The organism is Sphingomonas sp. BK481 (genome assembly GCF_014194875.1).
In the GTDB taxonomy this organism is placed as follows: domain Bacteria; phylum Pseudomonadota; class Alphaproteobacteria; order Sphingomonadales; family Sphingomonadaceae; genus Sphingomonas; species Sphingomonas aerolata.
This window is the reverse complement of record NZ_JACIAP010000005.1, coordinates 117922-143630: the sequence shown is the minus strand read 5'-3', so window position 1 is coordinate 143630 and position 25709 is coordinate 117922. Positions and strand designations below refer to the sequence as shown.

At 70.0% G+C, this 25709-nt stretch carries 19 protein-coding genes; 2 read left to right on the top strand and 17 right to left on the bottom strand.

Annotation, left to right across the window (positions count from 1 at the left end):
* Positions 1 to 150: 150 nt before the first annotated feature.
* Positions 151 to 1656: an OprO/OprP family phosphate-selective porin gene (locus FHY04_RS11800; protein WP_183936541.1), complete on the bottom strand. Its 1506-nt coding sequence runs from the start codon at positions 1654 to 1656 to the stop codon at positions 151 to 153.
* Complete coding sequence (locus tag FHY04_RS11795; RefSeq protein WP_183936540.1) at positions 1653 to 2741, bottom strand: ABC transporter substrate-binding protein; 1089 nt, start codon at positions 2739 to 2741, stop codon at positions 1653 to 1655. The genes FHY04_RS11800 and FHY04_RS11795 overlap by 4 nt, the downstream gene beginning before the upstream one ends.
* Before the next feature lie 113 nt (positions 2742 to 2854).
* Here FHY04_RS11795 and FHY04_RS11790 point away from each other — a divergent pair, with 113 nt between their 5' ends.
* Positions 2855 to 3520, top strand: a complete 666-nt coding sequence (locus FHY04_RS11790; protein WP_260171471.1) for a response regulator transcription factor — start codon at positions 2855 to 2857, stop codon at positions 3518 to 3520.
* A complete protein-coding gene (locus FHY04_RS11785; protein WP_183936539.1) occupies positions 3510 to 4910 on the top strand; it encodes a sensor histidine kinase in 1401 nt (466 codons plus the stop codon). The genes FHY04_RS11790 and FHY04_RS11785 overlap by 11 nt, the downstream gene beginning before the upstream one ends.
* 11 nt (positions 4911 to 4921) lie before the next feature.
* On the opposite strand, the gene FHY04_RS11780 is transcribed toward FHY04_RS11785, so the two are convergent.
* From FHY04_RS11780 to FHY04_RS11710, 15 genes are all read right to left on the bottom strand, one after another.
* Complete coding sequence (locus FHY04_RS11780; protein WP_183936538.1) at positions 4922 to 5380, bottom strand: MarR family transcriptional regulator; 459 nt, start codon at positions 5378 to 5380, stop codon at positions 4922 to 4924.
* Entirely contained in the window at positions 5377 to 6564 is a 1188-nt protein-coding gene (locus FHY04_RS11775) for an HlyD family type I secretion periplasmic adaptor subunit (protein WP_183936537.1), read from the bottom strand. The genes FHY04_RS11780 and FHY04_RS11775 overlap by 4 nt, the downstream gene beginning before the upstream one ends.
* A complete protein-coding gene (locus tag FHY04_RS11770) occupies positions 6561 to 8024 on the bottom strand; it encodes an ATP-binding cassette domain-containing protein (RefSeq protein WP_311724633.1) in 1464 nt (487 codons plus the stop codon). Before FHY04_RS11770 ends, FHY04_RS11775 begins: the two co-directional genes overlap by 4 nt.
* 694 nt (positions 8025 to 8718) lie before the next feature.
* Positions 8719 to 10047, bottom strand: a complete 1329-nt coding sequence (locus tag FHY04_RS11765; protein WP_260171470.1) for a TolC family protein — start codon at positions 10045 to 10047, stop codon at positions 8719 to 8721.
* 114 nt (positions 10048 to 10161) lie between these two features.
* Positions 10162 to 17409, bottom strand: coding sequence for a BapA/Bap/LapF family large adhesin (locus tag FHY04_RS11760; protein ID WP_183936536.1), 7248 nt, complete (start codon positions 17407 to 17409; stop codon positions 10162 to 10164).
* A gap of 242 nt (positions 17410 to 17651) precedes the next feature.
* The gene (locus FHY04_RS11755) at positions 17652 to 18530 is read right to left on the bottom strand and encodes a hypothetical protein (RefSeq protein WP_166747352.1); all 879 of its coding nucleotides are present in this window, start codon (positions 18528 to 18530) and stop codon (positions 17652 to 17654) included.
* A gap of 35 nt (positions 18531 to 18565) precedes the next feature.
* On the bottom strand, positions 18566 to 18778 hold the full coding sequence (locus tag FHY04_RS11750) for a CsbD family protein (protein WP_056408432.1): 213 nt from the start codon (positions 18776 to 18778) through the stop codon (positions 18566 to 18568).
* Positions 18775 to 20307, bottom strand: a complete 1533-nt coding sequence (locus FHY04_RS11745; RefSeq protein WP_183936535.1) for a PAS domain S-box protein — start codon at positions 20305 to 20307, stop codon at positions 18775 to 18777. The genes FHY04_RS11750 and FHY04_RS11745 overlap by 4 nt, the downstream gene beginning before the upstream one ends.
* 4 nt (positions 20308 to 20311) lie before the next feature.
* A complete protein-coding gene (locus FHY04_RS11740; protein WP_183936534.1) occupies positions 20312 to 20677 on the bottom strand; it encodes a CsbD family protein in 366 nt (121 codons plus the stop codon).
* A 40-nt stretch (positions 20678 to 20717) separates the two neighbouring features.
* Entirely contained in the window at positions 20718 to 21047 is a 330-nt protein-coding gene (locus FHY04_RS11735; RefSeq protein WP_031440051.1) for a hypothetical protein, read from the bottom strand.
* A 94-nt stretch (positions 21048 to 21141) separates the two neighbouring features.
* On the bottom strand, positions 21142 to 21336 hold the full coding sequence (locus FHY04_RS11730; protein ID WP_183936533.1) for a hypothetical protein: 195 nt from the start codon (positions 21334 to 21336) through the stop codon (positions 21142 to 21144).
* A 126-nt stretch (positions 21337 to 21462) separates the two neighbouring features.
* Complete coding sequence (locus FHY04_RS11725) at positions 21463 to 22446, bottom strand: hypothetical protein (protein WP_183936532.1); 984 nt, start codon at positions 22444 to 22446, stop codon at positions 21463 to 21465.
* Positions 22443 to 22892 carry a hypothetical protein gene (locus FHY04_RS11720; RefSeq protein ID WP_183936531.1) on the bottom strand — a complete coding sequence of 150 codons (450 nt, stop codon included), beginning with the start codon at positions 22890 to 22892 and terminating at the stop codon, positions 22443 to 22445. The genes FHY04_RS11725 and FHY04_RS11720 overlap by 4 nt, the downstream gene beginning before the upstream one ends.
* Positions 22893 to 23990: an AarF/UbiB family protein gene (locus FHY04_RS22910; protein WP_183936530.1), complete on the bottom strand. Its 1098-nt coding sequence runs from the start codon at positions 23988 to 23990 to the stop codon at positions 22893 to 22895.
* A complete protein-coding gene (locus FHY04_RS11710; protein ID WP_183936529.1) occupies positions 23968 to 25599 on the bottom strand; it encodes an AarF/ABC1/UbiB kinase family protein in 1632 nt (543 codons plus the stop codon). The genes FHY04_RS22910 and FHY04_RS11710 overlap by 23 nt, the downstream gene beginning before the upstream one ends.
* Positions 25600 to 25709: the final 110 nt, after the last annotated feature.

Sequence of the window (25709 nt, the reverse complement as noted above, 5' to 3'; positions counted from 1 at the left end):
AAAGGGCGTGAAAAAGGGGGGTGGGGGCAAAACCCCCGTCATCCTGACGAACGTCAGGATCCAGGGTTACGGAGCGCCATCCTGTCTGGCTTTGGATCCTGACTTTCGTCAGGATGACGGAGCGGTAGATGCCGGAGACGGCGCGCCGCATCAGAACGTCACACCGACGCGCGCGCTGACCGTCTGGCCGCTGTCGTTGCCGACATAGTCGCCCGCACGATTGTCGGTGTTCCACTGGATCGCGTTGACCTGGAACCGGGTGAAGCTGTTGAGATACCAGTTCACCCCGACCGTCGCCGCCCAGCCGTCGCCGCCGGTCAGCAGGTCGCTGTAATCGAGGCTCTCGTACCGCGCGGTCAGCTCGATCGCGCCGACGCCGCCATCGAAGGTGGGTTTGAGCACCTTGGGCTGGCCGAAGCTGCCGAGCCGCGGGTTATAGGGCGGCAGGTCGCCGGTGAGGAAGAGACCACCCGACACGCTCCACGCCTTGCTGACGAAGTCGGGGCGGCCGGCGTCGAGCCGCGCATTGCGCTGGCCGGCTTCGCCCATCACCCACAAGGGCCCGCGATAGCCCCCAAGCTCGACGCCGTAGCCGGTCGTCCCGGTCCCGCCCGTCAGCGGTCCGCTCGACACGCGCAACGCGCCGTTGAAGCGTCCGCCGATCACCGTGTTGCGGGTCAGCGTACCCGCGACGGACGACAGCGATTCGTCGAACCCCCAGAGCCCGACATGAAGCACGCCGGTGTCGGACTTGATCGGATTCCAGTGCGCGCGCCCGAGCACGGTGCGGCTGTCGCCGACCGTCTGCGTGCCGTCGATCCGGTCGCCGGTGACGGTCACCGACGCGTGGCCGGTCTTCCAGAAGATCCGCGGCATCACGCCGATGCCGTAAAAGCCGCGCTGCGGGATGATCGCCGTGGCGACCGTCGTGCGCTCGAGGAACGGGGTCGAGTCCGACCCGGTCGATCCCTCGAAGCTGCGGTCGTTGAACAGATGGCCTGCGCGCACGTCGTAATCGAGACCGGGCGTGATACGGTTGCGCCAGCCGACGAACGCGGTGACGACGTCGACCTCGTTTTCGGAAAAGTCGCTTTCGAACTGATAGAAGAAATGCGTGCCGACGCCGCCTTCGAGACCGAGACGCAGCGCGCGCATCCCCGTCGTCGTGATGTTGCGGCCGTCATATTTCGATCCGAAGCTCGAGCTCACATCCGTCAGGATCCGGCCGCGCGGCTTGAAGGTATAGACGCCGTCCGCCGAGTGGAAGACCGGCAGGCCGGCACCCCATTCGGTCGTCAGGCCCGATGGATTGTCGCGTGCCGCCACGGCCTGTGCCACGCTGCGGTCGGCGGGGCCGGGAGGCGCGAGCTGCGGCGCGAACGGCACGGTCCGCCGGGGCTCGCCGGTCTGCGCGAGCTGCGGCTGCGGTGTGGCGCCGGTCGGCTGGACGGGGGCCGCGGGCGCAGCCGCCTGTGCGACGACCGCATTGGTCTCGAGCCGGTCGAGCCGCGACTTTAGCGTGGCGATCTCGGCCGCCTGCGCGCGGACCAGTGCGGCGAGGTCGGCATCGCTGGGCGCCGGTGCCCCGGTCTGGGCGAGCGCGGGTGTCGCGATGATCAGCGCGACGAGAGCGCAGCCGGTACGAAATGGGGTCATCGGGAAGAGGCTCCGTTGGCAAGAAGGGCGGTCCAGTCGCGTAGGAAGCGCTGGCGCTTGAGATGATCGAGCGTGACGAGAAGCTGCGGTCCGACCCGGATCGGTCGGGCCTGCGCAGCGGGAAGGCGGCGCGCGGGCACGTCGGTGCGGACCGGCCAGAGGCTGCGCTTTGCGAGCAGCGACTGGCCCTCGCGCGACAGCAGGAAGTCGAGGAACAGCTTGGCGGTCGCCGGGTGCGCGGCTTCGCGCGCGATGAACGCGATCCGCGACGTGACGATCGTATAGTCCTTGAGAAACGCGACGCCGATCCGCGGATCGGTGCTCGCGCGCTCGAGCGCATAGGAGCCGATGACGTTGTAGGCGATCGCCTGCCGGCCCTCGGCGACGCCGCGCAGCATCGGCTCGCTGGTCCGCGACAGGACCGGCTTCGTCGCCGCGATCGCCTCCAGCAACGACCGCGTGTCGCGCGTGATCGCCATATCCTCCGACAGATAGAGATAGCCGACATTCGAGCGTGACGGATCGAAGGTCGTCACGCGCCCGGTCAGCGCGGTGCGCTGCGTCCGCAGCAGCGCCTCCAGCTCGGCATGCGTCCGCGGCACGCGCGCCGGCGGCAGCAGCCGCTTGTTGTAGACGATCCCGATCGGCTCGGCGGTGACGCCGAAGCCCATGTTCTTCCAGACCGAGACGGCGGGCAGCGCGGGCTTTTCGGGACTGGCATAGCTTTGCGCGAAACCGTCGTTGATCAGCTTGACCTGCAGATCCATCGCCGACGACCAGACCAGATCGGCGGACAGGCGCCGCGCGCGCGTCTCGGCGACGAAGCGGCGATACATTTCGGTCGATCCGAGATCGGCGTAGAGGACGGTGATGCCGGGATAGCGTTTGCGAAACGCGGCGACCACCGGCAGCAGCTCGGCGCGATCGGCATTGCCGTAGATCCGGACCTGCCGTTCGGCGCGTGCGCTTTCGATCAGCGTGTCATAGGATCGGGGATAGCCCGCCGGACGCTGCGCCGATACCGCGGTCGCCGCGAACCCGGTCAGCGTGGCCAGCAATCCGATCGTGAGAACCATTCGTGCCATCGTCACCTCTCCTCGCCTTCCGTCTCTGTGTTCGGATAGGCAGTAGCGGTGGAATACGAATCGAAGCTGTCACCAACCTTTCACGCCCTTTTGAATCAACGAGGTAAGCCGATTTGCGCATTCTGCTGATCGAGGACGACGCCGCCCTCGCGCGCAGCATCGCGGCATTGCTGCGGGCGGGCGGCAATGCGGTCGATCATGTCGCGACCGGCGAGGAGGCGCTCGGCATCGTCGCGGGCGAGCCCTATGCGCTGGTCATCCTCGATGTCGGGCTGCCCGGGATCGACGGTTTCGCGGTGCTCGAAACGCTGCGGCGACGCGGCGAGCGCGTGCCCGTGCTGATGCTGACCGCACGCGATGCGCTGGACGACCGCGTGCGCGGGCTCGATCTCGGCGCCGACGACTATCTGCGCAAGCCGTTCGACCCCGAGGAGCTCGAGGCGCGGGTCCGCGCGCTGGGGCGGCGGCGCGGCGGCGACCCGCTCCCGGTGCTGAGCGTGGGGAGTTTGACGATGAACCGCTCGACGGGCGATGCCGATATCGCCGGCCGGGTGCTTGATCTACGCCGTCGCGAACGCGCGGTGCTCGAGGCGCTGGCGATGCGCGCGGGCCGCGTCGTGCCGCGCGAGCTGCTGATCGGCGAGGTGTTCGGGTTCGATGAGCCCGTCGGCGGCAACGCGATCGAGGTCCATGTCACGCGGTTGCGGACCAAGCTTGCCCCCGACGGACCAGGTATCCGCACCGTGCGCGGCGTCGGCTATATGCTCGATGCCGGCTGAGGCGCGTGCCCCCGCGCTGCGGACGCGCCTGCTGGTGGCGGTGCTCGGCCCGCTGCTCGCGGCGGCAATCCTGATCGGCGTGGTCGGCGCGACGCTGATCACCGATGTCGTCCGGCGCACCAGCGATCGCGTGCTCGGCGGCGCGCTCGGCGCAATCGCGGAGACCGTGCAGGTCGAGCGTGGCGAGGTCACGCTCGACCTGCCCGCCGCCGCGTTCGGGATGCTCGAGAATGCCGAACGCGACAATGTCTATTACCGCATCGCGGTCGGCGGGGACCTGCTCACCGGCTATGCCGATCTGCCCGCACCCGATCCCGCCGCGCTCGCGGTCGATGTGCCGGCCTACCGCTTTGCGCGTTATCGCGGTCAGCGGATCCGCATCGCCGAGGTCCGTCGCGACCTGCCGCGGATCAACCGGCCGGTGATCGTGCAGATCGCCGAGACGATCGACAATCGGTCAGCCCTGACCCGTCGTCTGATGATCGCGCTGCTCATCGGCGAGTGCGTCCTGGTCGGCGGTGCCGCGCTGCTGCTCCGCCCGGCGCTGGGGTGGAGCCTGCGCCCGCTGGCCCGGCTGCGCGGCGCGATCGAGGCGCGCGACAAGCGGGCGCGGCCCGACTTCTCGCCGCTCGACACGGGGCCGCTGCCGCGCGAGCTCCGCCCGCTCGCCGGCGCGTTCGACCGATTGCTCGCGCAGCTCGATACCGCGACGGTCGGTGTGCGGCGCTTCACCGCCGACGCATCGCACCAGATGCGCACGCCGCTCTCGGTCCTCAAGGTTCAGGTGGCGCTCGCGCGGCGCGGTTCGGGCGCCGAACGGCACGAGGCGCTCGACGAAATCGCCGACGCCGTGACGCGGCTCGAACGGCTCGTCACCCAGTTGCTGGCACTCGCGCGGGCGGAAGAGGCAGGGGTGTCCGCCCCGCTCGAAACCGTCGACCTGCGCGAGGTGGCCGCCGCGGTCATCACCCGCCAGATCAACCAGGCGATCGAGGCGGGGATCGACCTCACGCTCGAGACAGATCCGGTCGAAACTTACCAGGTACCTGGCCACCGGACGTTGATCTTCGAAATCCTGTCGAACCTCGTCGACAACGGCATCCGCTATAACTGCCACGGCGGGACGGTCACGGTCAGCCTCCAGACGTCGCGCGGGGAGACCGCGATCGCGGTGATCGACGACGGCCCGGGTATCGCCGACAGCCAGCGCGAGGTGGCGTTCGATCGCTTCGTCCGTCTCGGCGCGCCGGGCAGCCCGGAGGGCAGCGGGCTCGGGCTCGCGATCGTCCGCTCCGCCGTCGCGCGGTTGAACGCGACCGTCGGGTTCGGCGCAGCGGACCGCGGCACGACGATCGTCGTCCGCTTCCCCGGCACCGCAGCGGCCGGCTGACACCGCGCCCGTCAGCCGCGCAGCTTGCCCGGTGCGAAGGATTTCGGCGCCACCGCCGGGGCCGGATCCCCGGCGCCGCGATCGAACAGATGGTCGAGCATTGCCGCCATCGCCCTGTGGCCGGTATCGGTCAGGCTGACATGCACGCGCCGGTGATCCGCGGGATCGACATGGCGGCGCAGCAGCTCGGCCTGTTGCAGCCGATCGATTCGCCGCATCGTCCCCGCCGCACTGCCCCCCGACATCAGGGTCAGATCTTTCACGCAGAGCGTCTCGCCGGTGGCGGCCGCAATGAACAGGTCGATCATCATGTCCCAGGCCGGATCGACCAGCAGGTCCTGTGGCAGGAATGCGCTCATCGTCGCGCGCAGCTGGCGGGCCTGGCGCGCGCGGGCGAGCAAGGCGGGTGCGATCGGTCTCGAGGCGCCGGCGCCGGGTGCGCGCAGGTTGCGGCGTGCGACATCGGTCATCGTTCGCGCAGCGCCTCCCGCGCCCGGTTGAGGGGTTTGACGAGATACTGGAGCACGGTCTTGCTGCCGGTATGGATATCGACCGTCGCGACCATGCCGGGGGTGATCGCGAACTTCGCGCCGGCCTTGTTCGTCAGCGAATCCGCCTTGGTCCGCACGAACACGCGGTAATAGAGGATGTCGGGCTTCACCTCGTCGCGGATCGTGTCGGGCGAGATGCTGACCACGCTGCCCGTCAGGCCGCCATAGATCGAATAGTCATAGGCGGTCACCTTGACGCTGGCTGCCTGGCCGGGACGGATGAAGGCGATGTCGCGCGGCTGGATCCGCGCCTCGATCAGCAGCCGGTCGTCAAGCGGGACGATCTCCATCAGCTTGCCATTGGGGGGGACGACGCCGCCGATCGTTGACACCTCGATGTTCTTGACGACCCCGCGGACCGGCGAGCGCAGCGTGAGGCGCGAGAGCGTGTCCGACCGTCCGCGTACGACCGGCGCGAGCGAGTCGACCTGTTCGGTGACCTTCGCCAGATCCTGCCGCGCCTCGACCATATATTGCGATCGCAGATCGGCCTTTTTGAGCTCGAGCTCGGCCCGCTGGCGTTGCAGCCGCAACACCTCGACATTGCTCGCCGCGCCGACCGCGATCAGCGACTCGCCGATCCGGACCTCGCGTCCGATCAGCGCCAGGCTCTGGTCGATCAGCTGGATCGACGATTGCAGGCTGCGTCGCCGGGTATCGTGGAGCCGCGTCTCGGCGGCCTTGAGCTCGGGATAGCGGTCGAGTTCGGCGGCGAACGCCAGCGGCGTGCCGTTCGCCTCCGCCTGAAGCCGCGCGACGCTCGCCAGCGCGGCGCGATATTTGGCGGCGGTCTCGTCGACGGTCGACCCCGCCTGGGTCGGATCGAGCTGTGCGAGCAGCTGCCCCGGGGTGACGATATCGTCCTGGCGTACCGGAAGCTTGGTCAGGATCCCCCCCTCGAGCGACTGGATCACCTGTTCGCGGCTGGTCGGCACGACGCGCGCTTCGCCGGTCGCCACCTCGTCGAGGGCCGCGAACCACGCCCAGCCGAGTGCTGCCACGAACAGCGCGGCGAGGATCCAGACGAGCCGCGTCGCGGTCGCGAGCCGGACGCTGCCTTCGCCGCCGAAGAGGTGGTCGTCGTCGATCGCCCGCGCGCTCATGCCGCCGCACTCCGCGTCCCGCGCATCTGCGCGAGGATCTGGTCCTTGGGCCCGTCAAGGACGATGGTGCCGTTGTCGATCACGATGATCCGGTCGACGATCTCGAGCATCCGTATCCGGTGCGTCGCGACGATCAGCGTACGCGTCCGGCTCCACGCCCCGAGCCGCGCGATGAAGTGTCGCTCGGTGCCCTCGTCCATCGCCGCGGTCGGCTCGTCGAGCAGCGCGACGCTCGGCTGGCGAAGCAGCAGCCGCGCGAGCAGCAGCCCCTGGATCTGCCCACCCGACAGGCCTCTGCCCCCCTCCTGCACGACATGGCCCAGACCGTCGCGCAACCGCCGGACCATCCCGTCCGCGCCGACCATCGCGAGCATCTCGCTAATCTCCCGGTCCGACGCCATCGGCGCGCCGAGCGTCAGGTTTTCCCGCAGCGTCCCGTGGAACAGCCGCGAGGTCTGGGTCAGCAGGCCGATGTCGCGGCGGACATCGGCGGGATCGACCTGATGCAGCGCGAGACCATCGAGCAGCACCTCGCCCGACACCGGCTGGAGCATCCCCGACAGGCCCTGGAGTAAGGTCGACTTGCCCGCGCCGTTGCGCCCCAGCAACGCGATCCGCTCGCCCGCCGCGATGTCGAGCGTCTGGACCGTCAGTGCAGGGGGGGCGTTGGGGTCGGCATAGGTGAAGACCGCGGACCGCAGCGCGAAGTCGCCCTGGACGACGGGCAGCGGGATGCGGTGATCCGCGTCGGCGGTGTCGACGGGCAGCGCCATGATCTGGTTGAGGCTGCCCATCGCCACCTTGGCATGCTGGAACCGGCTGAGCAGCTGTGTGACCTGGGCCATCGGCGCCATCATCCGCGAGCCGAGGATCGAGGTGGCGACCAGCACGCCGGTGGTGATGTCGCCCGCGATCACGAGCGGGGCGCCGACGAAGATGATCGCGGCATAGACGCCGCTCTGGACGCTCTGGGTCCACACCGACAGGCCGTTGGTCAGCCCGCGCAGCCTGAGCTGCGCCTCGCCCGCGACCGCGGTATAGTGGTTCCACTGATGGTGGAACCGGTCCTCCGCCTGCAGCGCCTTGATGTCCTCGATACCCTGTACCGATTCGACCAGCATCGCGTTGCGCAGCGAGGATTCGCGCATCGATTCGGTCGCGTACATCCGCAGCCGGCGTTGCGCGAGCAGCCCCGGCAGCAGCAACAGGACCAGCGCGGCGAGCGGCACCAGCGCCAGCGCGCCGCCGACATACCAGAGCACGCCGAGGAACAGCAGGAAGAAGGGCATGTCCGCGACCGTCGCGACGGTCGTCGAGGTCAGCATGTCGCGCACCTGGTCGAGGTCGCGCAGCTGCGAGATGAACGTCCCGGTCGAGGTGGGGCGCGCGCGGTTGCGGACCCGCAGCGCGTGCCCGAAGACCCGGTCCGAGATGCGCAGATCGGCCCGCTTTCCAAGCACATCGACGATGTTCGTGCGGAGCGTCGCAGCACGAAATCGAAGCCGATCGCGATCAGCACCCCGACGAACAGGATCGTCAGCGTCGGGATCGAGCCCGCCGGTACGACGCGGTCATAGACCTGCATCGAGAACAGGACGCCTGCGAGCCCCAGGCAGTTGGTCACGACCGACGCGACCATGACATGGCCGTAGGACGGCGCGTCGGCCATCAATATGTCGCGCAGCCAGTGATCTTGGAATGGCCGGATATAGGCGTCGATCCGCGTGTCGGGCGCCGAGCGCGACGGCCGGGGAATGACATAGCCGGTTGCGCCGGCGGTCAGCTGGTCGATCGGCAGATGCGTCGCTCCGCCCCGGTCGCCCGGCACGATCAGTCGGGCCTGGCCCTCCGCGTCGATCCCCTCGATCAGCGCGATCTCGCCGTCGCGCAGCCGGACGATCAGCGGCAGCAGCCAGCTCGTCAGCCGCATCCCCGCGGCGGGGACGAACTGCACGCCGAGCCCGGTCGCGCGCGCGAGCGTGCGGATGCGCGCCTCGTCGTCGTCGCCCAGCTCCCAATGGGCCGCGAGCCGCGCACGCTGTTCGGACAGCGGCAGGCGATAGTGGCGGGCAACGCGGCCAAGCAGGTCGAGCCACGCGTCGATGCCGGCGCCCGGTCCGCCCGCCGCCACCGCGATCGGCACCCGATCGGCGGTCACAGCGTCACCCCGCGCACCGTCGCGCCGGACAGCGCGAATGCGTCGCGCATCCGGCCCGACAGATACAGGCAATCCACCTGGAGGCTGCGCAGGGTCTGGGCGACGTTCACCGCCTCGAACCGGACCTGCTGGAATTCCTGTTCGGCGTTGAGCAGATCGACGAGCGTGCGCGTGCCCATTTCGAGATACTGGATCCGGTACAGCCGCCCGGTCTCGCGCATGTTGGTCTGGCGCGATTGCAGCGTGGCGACGACCTGCGACAGGCTGTCGATCTGCTGGCGGGCCTCGGCCAGCCGCTGGCTGCTCTCGTTGCGGACCCGGCGCGTGGCCGCCTGCGCCGCCTCCAATTCATAGGCCGCGCCGCGCGCACGCGCGCGCGTGACGCCGCCCGCGAAGATGTTGCTCGAGACGCGCAGGCCGACATTATAGATGCTGCGATTGCCGAGCGGCGCGGTCACGTCGGTCGAGGCGTCGCCGCCGATCGACAGCGTCGGATATCGGTCCGCGCGGCTGCGGCGCAGCGCGGCGGCGGCGCGGTCTGCCTGCGCCTCGGCGGCCATGACCAGCGGCACCGTTTCCCAGGCGGGCACCGGGCCCGAACAGCTCCGCATCAGCCAGTCCGGGACGTCGGCGGACACCGCGGCAGGCGGGGCGTCGCGACCGAGCAGGAAGGCCAGATTGCTCGCCCAGCGGCGCTCCGCCGCCTCGACCGTCGCGAGGCTCGCCATCGCCGCCTCGACCCGCGCCTGCGCCTGCAGCGCATCCGATCGCGTCGCGGCACCAAAGGCGGTGCGCTTGCCGACGAGCTCGCTGATCTCGCGGATCCGTTCCGCCTGTTCGGCCGCGATGATCCGCTGTGCCGACGCGCGCTGATATTCGATCACGGCATAGGCGGTGTCACGGATCAGCGTGTCGACCGCGAGCAGCATTTCGGCACGCCCGACCCGCGTCCCGGCGCGCGCGCCCGCGATCTCGCTCGACACCTTGCCGAAATCGAACAGCATCTGCGACGCGCCCAACTGGGGTCGCGGCCGCAGGGTGCCCGATACGCGACTGTCAAACCCGCTGCCGATCCCGGCGCTGACGGTGGGGAGATAGCCCGCGCGTGCCGCCTTCACCTCCTCGCCGCGTGCCGCCAGCGCGCCCGCCGCCTCGGTCAGCGACGGATGCCAGGCAACCGCTTCGCGTGCCGCGGTTTCGAGCGTCACCGGACCCGGCGTCGCGGGGCGAGGGGTGTCGACCGCTTGCCCGGCGTTACACGGCACAGCCGCCAATAGGACGCCCGCGGCCAGCGATCGCATCGCGCTTATAGTGGAAGTGATCATTGCGTCCCTGTCCTCTGCTGGCACCAGCAAAGGACAGGGGTGCTTAACGAAACGTATAGAGTAAACAGTCTTTAAGTTGCTGAAATGGTTCTAGAAAAGACCAGTTTCGAATGCTTATACAACATGACTGGTGACAAGTCCGTTCTGATCCTGATCCGGGATAGTGGCGAGGTAATCGAACGGATCGACGACGGTGGCGATTTCGGTGACGACGATCGGATCAAACGAAACCGTATCGGGCTCTTCTCCGGTCAATGCTTGCGGTTCCGCCGCAAGATACTGTGACAGCACGTCCTCCAATTCGCCCTGACCCTCGAACAGATCATAGGTGGCGAGCCCGATCACCGGCCCGGCCGCCGCGAACGCGCCCGATTCGATGCTCTGTACCGTCAGCGCGTCGAGCGGGATGACGTTGAGGTCCCCGGCCTCCACCAGGGCGGTCACTTCCGCGAAACCGCTCGCGTCCGATGCTACCGATTCGAAGCCCGCCGCAGCGGCAGGTCCGTCGCCGGGCACGTCGATCGTCACGGTCAGCGTCGCGGTGGACAGCACGCCATTGGGCTGGACGAGCTGATAGGTGAAGCTGTCGGTGAGATCGACCGCGGAGAAGCCGAGCGTCGCGCTGGGCTGATAGGCATAGCCCCCGGTCTCATCGATTTGCAGCGTGCCATATCGGCCGGTCAGCGTGACCGGGGTGTCGCCGATCTCGGCAAACCCGCTGCCGCGATCGACGCGGATCGCCGCGAAGCTGGTATTGGTCGTGTCATTGTCGAGCAGATTGCCCGTCGCGGTCTCGCGCGTCGCCAGCGTGTAGTCGTTGAGGAACAAGGTGCTCGAGCCCAGCGATACCGTGGTGCCGAAACTCCCGACGCTAAGCGGCGCGTTGCTGCTGACCTGGTAGGAATAGCTGCCACTGGGCAGGTCGTCGAAGGTGAAGGTCGCGACGCCGCCGAGCCCCAGGTTCAACGCCGTATTGATGGTGCCGGTGCGAACGACGACTCCCTCGGCGTTCCGTACGCTGACGGTATAGGCCGGCAGTACGGAGAGCAGCCCGCCCGTTCGTGCGGCGACGATCGTGATATCCGACACCGCGGCGGGGGCGACGGTGAAACTGCCAGTGCCCGTGCCGGTGGCTTGCCCCGTCAGGATCGCCCCGGTCGACGGGAAGTCGAACGCCTGTGCGGGCGGCAGCGTGGTGACGACATTCTGGAACGTCACGTCGGCAAACGCCTGGTCGGCGACCGCAAGCGGTGCGCCGGTGATGTCCGGGCTGCCGATCGCGATCGTCAGCGTCGCGGTTTCACGCTCGCCATCGGTCGGGTCGACCAGCGTGTAGGTAAAGGTCTCGGTCCGCCCGATCGCGCCGGCATTCGCAACGGGGGTGTAGCTGTAGCTGCCGTCGGGGTTGATCCTCAGGCTGCCCCAGGCGCCGGTGACGCTGCTCCCGTCCGGTCCGACGTCGGTCGTCACGCCGTTGACCGTGACGCTGGCGACGCGGGTTCCGGGGCCCGTAACGTCGATCTCGCCACCCGGGCCCGCGTCGGTGATGACGTTGCCGGTCGCCGCGATCGGCGTTGCACCGGCAATGTCGGTAAAGTCCGAATCGATCCCGGCGACTGACAGATCGCCGAGCAGCCCGACACCCGCCGTCCCCTGGAAGGTCAGGAACGCCCGGTACACGCCCGGTCCCAGCGTCTCGGTCGCGCTGAGATTGCCGTTGAGCAGACCAATCTCGAGCAGCGAGGCCGGCCCGCTGCCGGTGACCGCGACCCACTGCGTCCCCACCAGCCGCTGCACGACCACCGCATAGTCACTGGCGGCGCCGATCGTTGCCGCCGCGTCATAGGTAAACCGTGCATCCAGGCTGTGGCCCTCCGCCACCGAGAAGCGGACGTTGCGGACCGCGAGCACCTCGGCGTCAAGGTTGACGAGGCCCAGCGAGACAAGGGCAAGATAGCGGGCGCTGCCCAGATCGACCGGGGTCGTGGTCGGCAGGAGATCGAGTCCCGCGGCGTCGACATTACCGAACGCGGCGATGTCGAACGGGGCGGCGATGCTGGCCGGGACCGAGACATTGCCCGTGGCATCCGCCTGCGTGACGCTCAACGTCCCGCCCGCCGCCTGTGCCGTCGCCAGCGTGACCGTATAGCGGCCGTCGGCATCGACGGTCGCGACGCCGATCAGCGTGGCATCGGGACTGCGCACCTCGACCCGTGCGCCGACCTCGCCCGTCCCGGTCAGCGTCGTGCCGTCGTTAGTGATGGCCGAAATGATCGGCGGCGGCGGGGCGGTGATGTCGGGCGCCGCAACGGTCGCGACGGCCGAGACATTGCCCGTGGGATCGGCCTGGCTCGCCGACAGCGTCTCGCCGTTGACCGGCGCAGGACTCAGCTGCGCGGTGTAGCGGCCATCCGCGGCGACCTGTGCGGTGCCCAGGATGACGGCACCGAGACGGATCGTCACCGTCGCACCGGGCTCGCCGATCCCGGTCGCCGTGCTGCCGTCCGGTGCGATCGTGACGACGGGCAGGGCGGGGGCGGTGTAATCGGGCGCGATCAGCACGATCGGCGCCGAGACATTGCCCGCAGCGTCGGCCTGTGTCGCCGCCAGCGTCTGGCCATCGGTCTGCGCGGGCGTCAGCGTCACCGCATAGGCGCCGTTTGCGCCGACGATCGCCGTGCCCAGACTGGTCGTATCGGCCGCGCGGATCGTGATCGTCGCGCCCGGCTCGCCCGTGCCCGTGACGACGCTTCCCGTCAGATCGAGGGTCGCCGTGGGGGCGGCGGGGGCGGTCAGGTCGGGCGCGACCGCGGTGGCGGGCGGCGAGACGTCGCCGTCCGCGTCGGTCTGCGTGACGCGGACCGTCTCGCCGTCGATCCGGGCGGGGACGAGCGCGACACGGTAGCTTCCGTCCGGACCGGCGACGCCGGTGCCGATGATCGTCCCGACCGCATCATAGACGGTGACCGCGGCACTCGCGTTCGCCGTCCCCGCCACCGCAGCGCCATCCGGGTCGACCGCGGCGCTCGGCGCATCGGGCGTAGTGTCCGCGACGAGGTCCGGTGCGGTCGCGGTCACGATGGGCGAGCCGTTTCCGGCAACGTCCCGCTGGTCGACCCCCAGCACTTCGCCGTTGGTCTGCGCCGGAACGAGCGGCACCGTATAGGTGCCGTCGCCCTGGACGACGGCCTGACCCACCACGCGGCCCAGCGGATCGCGGACGGTGACCGTCGCTCCCGCTTCGCCCGTACCGGTGAGCGTGAGTCCATCGAGGGCGACGGTGGCGAGCGGCGCGGCCGGCGCGGTCAGGTCGGCGGCGGTCAGCGTGGTCGCGGGCGACGGATTGCCCGCGGCATCGGCCTGCGACACGCTGAGTGTCTGGCGGTCGATCTGCGGGGTCGCGAGCGTAACGCTATAGTCGCCTTGCGCAGTGACGATCGCGGAGCCCAGCGGCGTACCAAAAGCATCGCGTACCGTCAGCGTCGCGCCGGGCTCGCCCGTGCCCATGACGACCGATCCGCTCGCGTCGAGCATTGCGACGGGCGCAGGCGGCGCGGTGATGTCCGGGGCCGTCACGCCGGTCGACACGGAGACATTGCCCGCCGCGTCGGCCTGCGTCACGCCGAGCCTCTCGCCATTGGCCTGCGCCGGGGTCAGCGTTGCGGCATAGCTCCGGTCCTCCGCGACGATCGCGGTACCGATCACGATGCCCGCCGCGTTGGTGACGCTGACCGTCGCACCAGGTGCGCCGATACCGGTCGCGAGATTGCCATCGCCGCTGATCGTCGCGGTGGGCGCGTCGGGTGCGGTGGTATCGGGGGCGAGCAGACCCACCGGAGCCGAGACATTGCCCGCGCTGTCGGCCTGGACGACCGACAGCGCCTCGCCGTCGAGCTGCGCTGGGATGAGGGCGACGGCATAAGCGCCGTCGGCGGCGACGATGGCGGTCCCGAGCGTCGCTCCACCAGGCGCGGTGACGGTCACGGTGGCGCCGACCTGGCCCGATCCGGTGACGACCGAACCGTCCTCGCTGATCGTCGCGGTCGGCACGCCCGGCGCGGTGATGTCGGGGGCGATCGCGGTGGCGGGTGCGGACACATTGCCCGCCGCGTCGGTCAGCGTCACGCTCAGCGTCTCGCCATCCGCCTGGGCGGGGTCGAGCGCGACGCGGAAACCGCCATCGGCGGCGACGGTCGCGGTACCGATCGCGGTGCCGGATGGATCGCGCACGGTGACGATCGTACCAGCCTCACCCGTGCCGACGACAAGGCTGCCATCGCCCTCGACGGTCGCCGTCGGCGCTGCAGGGGCGGTGACGTCGGGCACCGCGACCAGCGCAGGCGCCGAGACATTGCCCGCGGCATCTGCCTGCGTCACCGCGAGCGTCCCGCCATCGCGCTGCGCAGGGTCGAGGATCACCGCAAAGGCGCCGGCGGCGTTCGCTGTCGCGGTGCCGATCACCGTGCCGTCGGCATCGCGCACCGTGATCGCCGCGCCGGCGTCGCCCGTCCCGGTCAGGGCCGTACCCGTCTGGTCGAGCACCGCGCTGGGGGCGTCGGGCGCGGTCAGGTCGGGCGCGATCGCGGTCGCGGGGGGTGAGACATTGCCGTCGCCGTCGGTTTGCGTCACGCGGATCGTCTCGCCGTCACGCAGCGCAGGGACGAGCGCGATGCTATACTGTCCGTCGCCCGCGGCGAGTCCCGTCGCGATCACCACGCCATCGGCATCGAACAGCGTGACCGTCGCGGCCGCTACCGCGCTCCCCGTCACCGCGCTGCCGTCGATGGCGATCGTCGCGGTCGGTGCATCGGGGCCGAGATCGGCGACCAGATCGGGCGCGACGGCGGTCACCTCGGGCGAGGCATTGCTCGCGGCATCGACCTGCCGCACGCTCAGCGTTTCCCCGTCGATCTGCGGCGGAGTCAGCGGGACGGTATAGCTGCCATCGCCCGCGACGATGACCGTGCCGATCACCGCCCCGACCGGGCTGCGCACCATCAGCGTCGCACCCGCTTCTCCGGTCCCGGTCAGGCTCGCACCATCGGCGGCGACGGTCGCAGTCGGCGCGGCCGGGGCGGTCTGGTCGGGTGCGATCAGCGCGGTGGCGGTCGAGACATTGCCCGCGGCATCCGTCTGCACGACCGAGATCAGCTGGCTGTCGATCTGCGGCGGGACGAGCACGACATCGTAATTGCCGCGCGCATCGACGATCGCCGCGCCGATCTCGGTATCGTTTGCGTCGCGGACCGAGATCCGGGCGCCGGGCTCGCCGGTGCCGCTCACGATCGTCCCCGTCGCATCGAGCGCGGCGGCAGGCGCCGCCGGCGCGGTCACGTCGGGGGCGATCAGCGACAGCGGGGATGCAGCATTGCCTGCGGCGTCCGTCTGGATCACCGCGAGCCGTTCGCCATTCGCCTGTGCCGGGTCGAGCAGCACGCTATATTGTCCGTCAACCCCGACCTGCGCGGTGCCGATCGTCGTGCCGGCAGGGTCGCGGACCACGATCTGCGCGCCAGGTTCGCCCGTCCCCGTCACCAGCGTACCATCGCCGTTGATCGCGGCGACCGGCTGCGCGGGCGCGGTGAAGTCGGGCGCGATCGTGCTCGCATTGCCCGACACATTGCCCGCGGCGTCGCTCTGGACCGCCTCGACCCGTTCGCCATCGGTCTGCGCCGATCGCAACGTGATTTCATAGCGTCCGCCGGCGTCGACGCTTCCGCTTCCGAGCACAACGCCGTCCTCGCCGGTGATGGTGACGGTCGCACCCGGCTCGCCCGTGCCTGTCGCGATCGTGCCGGTGCCGTCGAGCGCGATCGTCGGCGCCGCCGGCGCGGTGAGGTCGGGCGCAACGACCCCGACCACGGGCGAGGCATTGCCCGCCGCATCCGCCTGACTGACGCCCAGCGTCTCGCCATTGGTCTGCGCCGGCGACAGCGGCACCGCAAAGGCGCCGTCCGTCCCGGCGGTCGCGGTGCCGATCACCACGCCATTGGCGTCGGTCACCGTCACGATCGCGCCCGGCTCTCCGGTCCCGTTGAGCAGCGTCCCGTCGCCGTTCACCGCAACGGCGGGTGTCACCGGCGCGGTGAGGTCGGGCGACGCGATTTGCACCGCAGCGGAGACATTACCCGCGGCGTCGGTCTGCGTGACGGCGACGCTGCCGCCACTCGCCTGCGCGGGCGACAGCGGCGTCGTAAAGCTGCCGTCCGCCGCCACCACGACGCTGGCGATCACAATGCCCGTAGCGTCGCGGACCGTGACGGTCGCGCCCGCTTCGCCGCGCCCGGTGACGGTCGCACCACCGGCGTCGATCACCGCCTCGGGCGCGCCAGGTGCGGTGGTATCGGGCGCAGCGACTTGCACGGCGGGGGAGACATTGCCCGCTGCGTCGGTCTGCGTGATGGCGAGGCTGCCGCCATTAGCTTGCGCCGGTGACAGTGGCGCAGCGAAGCTGCCGTCCGCTGCCACCGCGACGCTGGCGATCACAATGCCCGCAGCATCACGCACCGTGACGGTCGCACCCGCCTCGCCGCGCCCGGTGACAGTCGCGCCACCAGCGTCGATCGCCGCCTCGGGCGCGCCGGGTGCGGTGGTATCGGGCGCAGCGATCCGTACGGCGGGGGATACGTTACCGGCAGCGTCGGTCTGCGTGACGGCGAGATTACCGCCATTGGCCTGCGCTGGCGACAGCGGAGCCGTGAAGCCGCCGTCCGCCGCAACGACGACGCTGACGATTACCGTGCCCGTGGGATCACGCACCGTGACCGTCGCGCCGGCCTCGCCGAGCCCGGTGACGGCCGTGCCGTCGCTTGCGATCGTGACGCTCGGAGCGGCGGGGGGTGTCGTGTCGGGCGGGGTGATGACGGGCGGGGTCGTCACCGGTGGGGTCGTGACGGGCGGGGTGGCCGGATCAGGCTGGGTCGCGGGGGTATCCGAGCCGCCGCCGCCGCCCAGTGCCGCCGCCGCGCCGCCTGCCGCGACCACCCCGCCCAGCAGGGCCGCGGGCAGCGCGAGCGAGGCGCCACCACCGCCGCCCGCCGCCGCGACAAGGTCCTCGGGATCCTCGAGCGGAACGAAGCGCGGCGCGCCCGGCGCGACGCGCGCCTGCCACATGGTGCCGCCGGGTTCGTTCAGGACGAGATCATGCGGTGCGACCCCGGCATCTTCAGGATGGAAATTGGCGACCTCGACATGGTCGCCATTGGTCAGCCGGACGATGAGCGCATTGCCCTCACGCTCGAACCCCGCGACCTCGGAGCGGGCAAGGTCGAGCCGGACGACGCTCGGCGCATCAAGGCTCACGGCCTCTCCCGATACGCGCGTGACGGCCCCGGTTGCCTTCGAGATGACGTGTACGTCCATGCTTCATCCTCCTGTGCGGGTCAGCAGCGCCGCGGCGCCGACGGCCCCAGCGGGCACGTCGACGACCTTCGAAACTGCTGACTTCTCGAGAGGGACAAAGCCTGGCGCGGTCGGGGTGCCGCAACCATTCCGCTATCGGAATCAATTCCGCGGCCGTGGTGATGACACCGCGGAACACCGGCCAAAAAAAAGGCGCCGCCGGAGGATCCGGCAGCGCCCGAGATAGGATCGGTTGATCGCGATCAGATGCGGCGACGCGTCGCGGCGGTCGCGCCGGCCCCTGCGGCGGCGGCACCGATCAGCAGCGCGATCACCACCATGAACGACGTGCCCGCAGCGGCGCCGGCGGCGGTGTCGGTCGCCGACTTGGCGGTCGCGATCGTCTCGTCCTTGGTCTTGACGAACTGCGCCTTGGCGCGCGTCACCTGAGCCTGGGCTTCGGGACGGGCGATCTTGCGCTGCGCGGCGACGATGTCGACGATGCGGCTCTCGGCACGCGCGCCGTCCGGCCCGCCGCGGGCGAGTGCGGGAAGCTGCTTGGCCACTTCCTTCTGCGCCTGTTCCGACGTCATCTGAGCAGGATCCGACGGTGCGTCCGACAGATAGGCGGCCGCCTCTTCGCGGACGTCGCCCGTATCGACGCCGGCGACGTCGGCGACCTTGGGCGCGGCGGCACCGATCCCGGTCCCGGCTGCGGTCGCGACCGAGCCGACGGTACGGAACGCGCCGCCGATGATCCCGCCGACCGCCGAGGTCAGCAGGTACAGCGTCAGGATCAGCGTCACGCCCCAGACCACGAGGCCGTGGACGAGCCCGTCGAACCGGTCATGCACGCCGGCGACACGCGCCGCAGCATATCCGCCCGCCCCAAGCGCGATGATCGTCGTGACGATCCAGTACAGCCCGGCACCGATGCCGAAGCCTGCCGCGCCCGGCGTAGTCCCCTCGACCGGGTCGACCAGCGTCAGGCCGATGCCCGTGCCGAGAATGCCCAGCACGAGCTGGACCGCGATCGCGAGGACGACGCCCGCAAAGATCGCCCCCCAGGATATGCGGCTGGGCGTCTTCGCAAGACGCAGGTCGTCGGCCGGCAGAACGCCGGGTGTCGTGGTGATCGTCATAGATGCTCCTGTTGAATAATGTGCCCGCGACGGCGTCAGTCGGCGCCGTCGCGGTCGATGGAATGATCCGTTTCATGCGGCTCGGCCTGGGCCTGCTTCGCGCCGGCCTTGCTTTCGCGGCGGCCGCTGCGTTCGACACCGGGGTCGCCGATGATCTTGCCGATCGCCTCCTGGACGGAGCCCTTGGCCTGGCGTGCGCGTCCGGTCTTGCTGCCAGCCTTGCCGCCGGGTGTCGTGTCGTCGGTCATGCTGCGACCTCCTTGCTTGCCGCATCGGCCGGATGACGCGCGGGCAGCGAGTCTCCGTCGAAGCCGCGCGCGCGCGCCCAGGCGGCGGCGGCGTTGCGGCGGTTGACCCCGATCTTCGAATAGATCCGCGCGACGTGATTGCGCACCGTGTTGCCCGAGACGTCGAGCGTCCGCGCGATCGACTTGTCGTCGAGCCCGCGACAGATCAGCGCCAACACCTCGCGCTCGCGCGGAGTGAGCTCGTCGAGCCCGACGCCGACCGGATCGGCCTGCGGCGTCCGGATCCGCGCGAGCTTCTCCATGATCGACCGGCTGAGCCAGCTCGTATCCTGCATCACCGCCTCGATCGCATGGACCAGCTCGCGCTCGGATGCCTTGCGCGTGCTGATGTCGCGCATCGCCCACAGCATGCACGGTTCGCCGCCGAGCTGGATCGGCTCGCTCGAGACGATCCCGTCGATCACCTGACCCGATTTGAGCCGCAGGCGAAGCTCGCGGTCGCGGATCGGCCGGTCGGCGGCGATCTCGCCCTCGATCTCGTGCTGGATCGCACCGGTCTCCCACAGATCGACGACCCCAAGCGGCTGGTCGACGATGTCCGCCGCCGTATAGCCGGTCAGCTCGGTGAACGCCTCGTTGACGTCGCACAGCCGGTGGCCGTCGCGCGTGCCGATCGCCAGCGCGACCGGCGCGAGCGAGAAGGTGCGCGTGAACCGGTCCTCGCTGTGCCGCAGCGCGGTCTCCGCCTTGCGCCGCGGTTCGAGGTCCGCGAAGGTGAACAGCATGCACGGTTGCTCGGCCAGATCGATCGGCTGGCCTGCGACGATCACCAGCTTGGTCCCGCCTTCGGGCAGGTCGAGCTCGGCCTCCATCTGCGGAATCGTCCGGCCCTCGCACAGCCGTTGCTTCGCCACGTCGCGCTTGTCGGCATGCGCGAGGATGTCGAGATCGTAGAGCGTGCGGGCGAGCACCCCGTCGCGATCATGCCCGGTCATGTCGAGAAAACCCTGATTGACCTTCACGAATTTCAGATCGCACAGCCGGCAAATCAGCGCGGGCGCGGGGTTCGCGTTGAACGACTGCTCGAAACGGTCCTCCGCCTCGAACTGCGCCGAGACGTCCTGAATGACGAGCACGAGGCATTCGGGCTCGTCCTGGTCGTCGGTCAGGACGAGGCTGCGGACCTGATGGACCCAGCGCGGACTGTCCTCGCCCGCGACCGCCACCTCGACGACCACCTGCGAAAACGCCTCGCCCGACACGACGCGTTCGATCGGATAGTCGTCGTCGCCCAACCGGTGGTTGTTGCGATAGCGCAGCTGGAACTTCGCGCGATAGGCGTCGACCGTCGCCCCCAGATCCTCGACCGCGTCGACCCCGTGCATCGCGAGCGCCGCAGCGTTCGCCCACAGGATCGACTGGTCCGGATCGATCAGGATCACGCCCTCGTCGAGCCCCGCGATGATCTGGCGCAGATGGCGCAGATCGGCGGAGTCGCGCAGCGACTTGAGGGCGGGGGCGGCGGTCATCGGATCAGTCGCGCTGGCCGTGGACGAGCCAGGCCAGGCCATAGCCGATCGCGGCGGCGCCGAGTGCCCAGAGCAACGGTGCGTCCTCGGCGGATTCCTGCACGGTCCGCGCGCCCTGGCGCGCCAGCTGGCCGGCGCGGTCGGCGGCCTCGCGGGCGTTGCTGCCGAGCTTGTCGGCGAGCTCCGGGGCGCCATCAACGGCATCGGCGACCGCGGACTTCGCGCGGCCGTAGAGATTCTGTGCGCCGCCCGCGACCTGATCGACGACGCCGTCGACCTGCCAGTCACTGCTGCTGACGGTATCGCCGATCGTCTTTTCGACCTTGCCGCCGACATAGCGTGCGCCGCCCTGGAATTCGTCCTTGTTCATCGTCTTGTCCTTCTCGAAAGTGGGGAAACGTCAATTCGGCTCAGGGCAGGACACGGCAGGCTGCCGCGGCCTTGCCGACCTCGAGCGCGATCGCCGGATCGCGCAGTTCGGAGGCGACACGGATCAGGTCGGACGGAGTCAGCGCCCCCGGCGTCGTGTCGTTCTGCCGATACGCCGCGGCCGCCTTGCCGAGCCGCTGGAGCTGCCCGAGCGACAGGCGCGACTGGAGCCGCTCGCCGACGCAATCCGCGCGCGGCGCGTCGAGCCCGTAGCGCTGCAACCCCGAGGATATCCGCGTCGCCGGTGCCGCACAGCCGACGACTCCCGTCATCAGCACAAGCGAGGCGATCGTCGCAGACAGGCTTTTCATGATCGGGCTCCCGACATTCCAGTCGCGCAACTGCTTCCGGATCGGACGCATAAAGCCTGAAACAGGACGTAAGTTCCTGGTATTTATGCGCTAATCATGGGTACTCATATACTAGAGGATCGGCCGCCCGTGCCCGGTACAATCGCGCGAACCGGCGATGCAGCGTCACCGTGCTGGCATCGGTCGCCACGCTGGCGCGCCGCTCGTGCCAGTCTGCGCGTGCGTGGAAATAGGCGGCCTCGCCGGCATCAGTGGGCTGCGGCGGCCGGTCGTCGTCCTGATCCGTCATCGTCCTGCTTTTCTCAATGGTCGTCGCCGCGACCTTAGGCCGTCAGCGCCACCGCCGCGTGATCGGAAAGGACCAGTGCACTGGGTAGATATCCCAGTCGGCGCCGCGCGCGTCCGGCGGTCGCCCTCACGCGCGGCGGAAGCCACCGCGCCGGTTGAAGATCGCCACCGTCGCGTCGATCCCGACCGTCACGACCTGTTCGATGATCCGGTCTAGCAGCACGGATCGGCCGGCCAGCCCATGCTGGCGCAGAACGATCATGACGAGCGCGCGGACATAGGCCTGCTTCTGCGCGCCCGACAGATGGACGAATACCTCCGCCTGCTGCGTGCCGATCGCGAAGACCGAGGCGAGGCTGCGCACCAGGCTCGGATTGTCCGTGATCAGCGTCCGCAGCTCGGCCACCGCGGCAAGCGCCCCCGCATCCCGGCCCGCGACACGGTCGACGATCACGCGCAGCCCGGGCGAGAGCCGGTTCGCGCCGAGCACGAGTCGCCACGCCAGTCCGGCGAGCCATGCGGCCGCGCGGTCGAGAAGCCGGCGCAGCAGCAGCAGCGGCGGGCTCGCGATCCGCGCGCCGATGCCGAGCCGTGCGCCGGCGAGCCGATCCGTGTCCCACAGCGCGTTCTGGTTGACGTGCGCCACCGTGAAATCGATCAGCAGATCGGCACCGAGCGAGAAGACCGCCGGTTCGAGCAGGCTCGGGACCCAGGGAATGTCGTACCCGCCGCGCCGCGCGGCATAGAGGAGCGCGGCCTTGACCTGCTGGCGCTTGTAGCGACCCCGGCCCGCCTGCGTGCCGTGCAGCCGCTCGGCTTCGTCGACCAGCGTGTCGACCAGCGCGATCAGCGCAACCAGACGTTCGCCAAGGTCGCGCGCGAGGAGCACGACATCGCCGAATGCCGCATCGATACCCGGCACCGCGGCGACCTGCGACAGCCGGGCCTGCATCTCCCAAGCATCGCGGTGGAGACGCATGACGACGTCGCGCGGCAGGGCGGCAGACTCGCTATCACCGGCCAGCAGTGAGGCACTCGCGCGCAGCATCGCCGCCAGCGCTGTGCTGCCGGCCTGTTCGGCGGCGCACGCGGCCTCGCCGAACGCGCTCACGCCGACCGCCGCCAGAGCTGGACAAAGCCCGTCGCGCTCAGCGCCGCCAGGCTCCAGAGCGTGGCCGTCAGTGCGGTCGACGCCCATGCCGGCCAGCGATCGGCGGCTGGATGCGGCACCAGCAGCAGCACCGCACAGCCGACCCAGAAGATCGCGACGCCGATCAGCCGCCGCTGATCCCGCCGTACCGCGCGGTCGGCCGGTGGTTCGCGCAGATCGACCGGCACGCGGTATTGCGGCGCGGTCGCCTGTGACAGGAGCTGGTCGAGCCGGCGGGGCAACGTCGCGAGCGGTTCGATTTCGTCGAGCAGCCCGACCGCGATCGCTTGGCTGTCGGGCGCTTCGAACAGTGTCTCGATGCTACGCCGCATCATGAAGCGCTGGATGATCGCGGCAAGGTCGACCGCCGGGTCGAGCCGGCAGGCGCTGGCGGCAAGAGCGGTCATCTAGCGCAGCGCCGCCAGAAGATCGGCGGGCACGCGAAACCCGCATTTACCCGCGGCAGCGAGCCCGTCGGCCAGCGCGCGCTCGAACCACGTGCCGTCGCGCTGATCCCGCATCCTCCGCTCCAGCGTCGTGACGTGACGCGCATAGGCTGCGGCATCCGCCACCGGCCCCGCCTCGAACAGCGCCACTGCCTCGCTGGACAGTCGGGCCGGATCGCCCGACAGCAACGCGCGGACGAACCGGGGCAGCGCCTGCTGAAGCGCGCGCGACAATGGCTCGGCGGCGCCGAGATCGCCCAGGCCGATCCGGCTTTCGGGCAGGATGATTAGCGACGCCGCGCGGGGGTCGACCGGCGCTTCGTGATGAATGAAGAGCCGTTCCAGTCCCGCCTCGATGAGCCGTTGCGCAGCGGTGGGGGCGTCGATGTCGTGCCGGTCCAGCGCCGCCACGTCGTTGCGCGCGACGAGCTGTTCGACCTGGGGGAGGGGCAACCCGGCCAGCGGCGTGACGCCGATCACATGCGCGGCGTCGGGCGTGCAGATCCGCGGGACGACGACCCCGGTCCGCGTCAGCGCGCGACGCCGCCACACGAGCATCCGGCGCTGTTGCCCGGGAATGTCGAGATCGGCGGCAATCCAGCGGTGCAGATCCCGCGCCAGCGACGTCGCCGCGCGCTCGCGATCGACACCGGGTCGAAGCAGCGGGGTGACGATGGCGATAGCGGCGTCGATCGTCGCGCCGTCGGGCGCGCGTTCGGGCAGGGCGACGCGCAGAAGGACGTCGCGCCCGTCCGCACGCCGACCGAACGCGGTCCAGCATAACGGATTGCTCCCGGTCGCACCGGCGGTCCAGACCGGCAGGACCGCGTCGAGCGTCTGGTCGAGCTCCGTCGCGATCAGCGTGAGGGCCTGGGCCGGCGGTCGGACCTCGACGGGGTGGCGCAGCGTGAGCGCCCGGATCGTCTCGCGGTCGAACAGATCGATCCGCAGCGCCATCAGCTGCGAGAGACGCACCCCGCCGTGGCCCAGCCGGGCGAGCCGCACCGCGGCCTGCTGCGCGGTCGCCGCCACCCGATCAGCCCCTGGTCCATAGCGCACGCACGCCGCCGATCGCGACGAGCGCCGCCGCGCCCGCAACCACGCCGGCCGCGGGTCCGTGGGGCAAGGCGGCGGCATGCAGCGCCAGTGCGAGTGCGGCGAGCGGGAGCGCGACCGCGCGGGCATCGTCGCCACCCGGCAGCCGCGCGACGATCGGGATTGCCGGACGTCGCGTCACCGCCGCAACGGCGCGCGCGGCCTCCCCACGTGTCAGGCGGACATAGTCGACGAGGCCGCCGACCGCGGACGCGCCGCGCACGCCGATGCCCGGGCGGATATCCGCGAAGAAGCGGCGCACCGCCGCCAGCAGGTCGAACTGCCCCGGCAGCTGATGCGCGGTCGAATCGAGCAGGCCGAGCGCGCGCCAGAACAGGAGATGCTCGGGCGCCAGCCGGACCCGGTGCCGCCGCATCACCTCGAACATCAGGCCCTGGTAATAGGCCGTCAACTGGCGCTCCACCGGCGTCGCCGGATCGGTTGCGGCCTCGTGCCAGCCGCGCAGGATCGCCTGCGTCGCGCGCCGATAGGCCGCGACATCGGTCGTCGGCGCGAGGGTGACGAGCGCCGCATAGCAGTCGAACGCCGCCTCGATCCGGCCAAGCGCCAGATTCTCGACATAGGCCGCCAGCGTCAGCCGGTCCGCGCCCGAGATCTCGCCGAAAATGCCGAAATCGATTAGCGCGATTCCACCGCCGCGTTCGATCATGACGTTCCCCGGATGCGGGTCGCCGTGAAAGAAGCCGGTGACGAACAGCTGGCGAAGAAACGCCTCGCACAGTCGTTCGGCGATCACCGCCGGCGTGATCCGCAGGCGTTTGGCCTCGCCGCCGCGTGCGATGACGCGTGCCAGCGGCACGCCGACGATCAGGTCCATCACCAGCACACGTCGCGTGCTCAGCGTCCAGTGGATCCGCGGGATGCGGACGCCGCGCTCGGGATCCGCGGCGATGCGATCTGCGGTTCGGCCCTCGATCCGGAAATCGGTCTCGCGCATCGTGAAGGCGGCGATTTCGGCGACCAGCGCCTGCGCGCCGACCCCGGAAAACAGCCCTAGCCGATCCGCCAGCGCCGCGGCGGCGGCGATCAGGCGGAAATCCGCGGTCATCGTCGCGACGATGCCGTCGCGCTGGATCTTGACCGCGACCCGGGTGCCGTCGTGCAGCCGTGCGCGATGGACCTGCGCGATCGAGGCGGCGCCGATCGGTACCGGATCGAAACCCGCGAACCACGTCGCGATCGGCGTGCCGAGTTCGCCGGCGATGATCGCCGCCGCACGATCGCCCGGCATCGGCGGTACGGCGTCGAGCAGCCGGGACAGTTCCGCGCACGTCAGCGCGGAAAACAGATCGCGCCGTATCGCCAGATACTGCCCGATCTTCTCCGTGGTCACGCCCCCCGCTTCGAGCAGCCGCCGCAACCCGCGCGCGACCTCCGCCTCGGTCGAGTCGCGCTTGAGCAGGTGCAGTACCGCGGGCCGGAAGAACAGCCGTATCGCAAGCGCCGTCAGCCATGCCGCGCGGCCGATCGCCACGACCAGATGCCAGGCTCCGACCGCCGATACCCCGCGCCGCTCGCCGATTTCGTCGCTGTCGATGACCGCCGCCAGCATGTCTTGCTCCATTTCGGAGGTTTCAGACGAAGTTCTAGTCCGCAATGGAGATAGTATTAAAATCCCTTTGTTAAACTATGCCGGGATCCATGATAGTCAAGAACCAATCA